3 protein-coding genes and 1 riboswitch are annotated in these 2,296 nt (G+C 60.1%); all 3 genes read right to left on the bottom strand.

Translation table 11 applies throughout. From position 1 onward, the window contains the following. Positions 1–741 (bottom strand): thiazole synthase (locus B3520_RS03785; protein WP_286875447.1); only part of this gene is annotated, 741 nt, incomplete at its 3' end. A 2-nt stretch (positions 742–743) separates the two neighbouring features. Then, positions 744–947, bottom strand: coding sequence for a sulfur carrier protein ThiS (gene thiS / locus B3520_RS03780; protein ID WP_286806688.1), 204 nt, complete (start codon positions 945–947; stop codon positions 744–746). Further along, positions 913–2,043, bottom strand: coding sequence for a glycine oxidase ThiO (thiO, locus tag B3520_RS03775; protein ID WP_286875446.1), 1,131 nt, complete (start codon positions 2,041–2,043; stop codon positions 913–915). The genes thiS and thiO overlap by 35 nt, the downstream gene beginning before the upstream one ends. Before the next feature lie 67 nt (positions 2,044–2,110). Next, positions 2,111–2,216, bottom strand: a riboswitch (TPP riboswitch). Positions 2,217–2,296: the final 80 nt, after the last annotated feature.

Genomic DNA, 2,296 nt, shown 5'->3' with positions numbered 1-2,296 from the left:
GGTCTGCCGGCGGGTCATCAATCCGGCTTTGAAGGCTTTTCGGCCGGCATCAATCGCGTCGGCAAACGCCTCGGCCATCAAGGGCGGGTTGTGTGCTTTCGCCACTGCGGTGTTCAGCAGCACACCATCAAACCCCATCTCCATCGCCTCGGTAGCCTGCGAGGGGGCGCCCAAACCGGCATCAATGATCAGCGGCGTGTCCGGCAAGCGCTCGCGCAGGGTTCTCAGATTGTAGCGATTGAGCAGCCCCTGACCGGTCCCGATGGGAGAACCCCAGGGCATCAACACCTCGCAGCCCACATCAAGCAGGCGCTGGCCTAAAATCAGATCGTCGGTGCAATAGGGCAGCACCTTGAAGCCTTTCTGAATCAATTGTCCGGCGGCATCGACGAGTCCAAAGGGGTCCGGCTGCAGATTGTAATCATCGCCGATGACCTCCAGCTTGACCCATTCGGTGTTGAATATTTCCCGGCTCATTTCCGCCAGGGTCACGGCTTCCTTGACCGTTTTACAGCCGGCGGTGTTGGGCAGTAATCGACAGCCGCTGCGCTGAATCATTTGCCAGAACGCATCGCCGCTGCCCTCGGTCGGGTTTTGCCGACGCAGCCCCAGGGTGACCACCTCGCAGCGCCCGGACTGAATCGCGTCCAGCATGCATTGTGGTGAAGGGTAGAGAGCGGTCCCCAGCAGAAACCGGCTGTCGAACGATTCGCCGTACAAAACCAATTGATCCTGAGACATGATCAGCCTCCTCCCACGGGCCGAACCACATCGACCTGATCGCTGCTTTGCAGAACCACCTGCGGGTACTGTGCCCGGGGTACAAATTCACTGTTGATGGCAACTGCCACTGGCTGGTCAGCATACTGCCACCGCTGCAGAGCGTCGCTCAGGGGCGTGTCGGCGGGCAGCTCAACCCGCTCGTTGTTCAGACTGACTATTATCATTGAGAGCGTTCCGGGAGAGATTCAATAAATGGGGTGCGAATTCGGTGTCGGCGCCTTCGTCGATCATCGCCATCACCTGATCGACCACCGCCGGTGCCAGCAGATAGCCGTGCCGGAAGAGGCCGTTCACCCGTAGCAGGCGATCTTCTCGAGTGATCCCAGGGTTATTGTCCGGCAATGCGGGACGCAGATTGACGGACTGCTCGACGATTCGCGCTTCGGAAAAGGCCGGCGCCAGGGTATACAGCGCGCTGCTCAATTCCAGTGACGATTGCAACGACATGGGCGAGCGATCTTCACTTTCTATCTGCGTGGCGCCAATCACAAAGTGATGGTCGGGTTTGGGGACGACGTAGAGCTGATAGCGCGGGTGCATCAACCGAATTGGCCGGTTCAGTGTCAGGTCCCGGGTCTGCACCTGTAATATTTCACCGCGCACACCGCGCAATTCCGGGAAGCCGGACTTGGCGCCCATGCCCCGGCAGTCAATCACCTGATCGAAACGGCGTGGGCCCGACGGCGTGTGTATCAGGCCGGACTCCAGCTCCACCTCGCAATCAAAGACGCAGTGACCGCCCAACTCCCGCAGGGCATTCCCGAGCGCGGTGAACAGGGTGCGATTGTCCAGATGCCCTTCGTTTTCCAGGAGAAGCCCATGCTGGAACTGGTCGTTCAGATCTGGCTCCAACGAGTGAAGCGCTGGGCGGGTCAACCACTGGTAACCCTGGGTGTCGCCGGTGACGTGGTACAGGTCCCGGTAAAACTGGGTCAGTTCTGACTGATCCTGGGGATGGGCCACCACCAGGCTGCCATTGAATTGCCACAGCGGGCGACGGTGCGCTGGTAACTGTTTTACCCACTGCGGCCACTGACGCAGGGCGTAGCGGCCCATATCGTAGATAAACCGGTCGGAGACGACCGCTTCGCTAAGCGGCGCGACCATCCCCGCCGCGGTCCAGGCGGCGGCCTGGGTGCCGTGTTCCGGGCCGCGATCAAACAGCATGACGCGGTGCCCTTTGCGGAGCAGCTGCCAGGCGATCAGCCGCCCGAGCAGGCCCGCACCGGCAATACCGATGGAAAGTTTTGCATGACTCATAAGACCTCAAACACAAAGGTATAGCGTGTGAGATCAGGAGTTTGAAGCAGGGGAAGGGGGCCAGACAGGGCCAGGCTCGCTTGTTTCCTCCGCAGGCATCAACCTGATCAGGTTCAACGGGTTTCGGTGTGACCGATCTCAGCCCCTTACGCAGGGCACCCCGACAAGTTCGTATTTATAGTAACCAGAGCGAAAGCCAGAATCAACGGTTACGGCGGATGCGTAGAGCGTGGTTACGGCGGATGCGCCTTCG

Origin of the sequence: Marinimicrobium sp. UBA4509, from assembly GCF_002388575.1 — a bacterium.
Lineage (GTDB): Bacteria > Pseudomonadota > Gammaproteobacteria > Pseudomonadales > Cellvibrionaceae > Marinimicrobium > Marinimicrobium koreense.
Note: the sequence above shows the minus strand (reverse complement) of the source record. Positions and strands in the feature narration are given on the sequence as shown.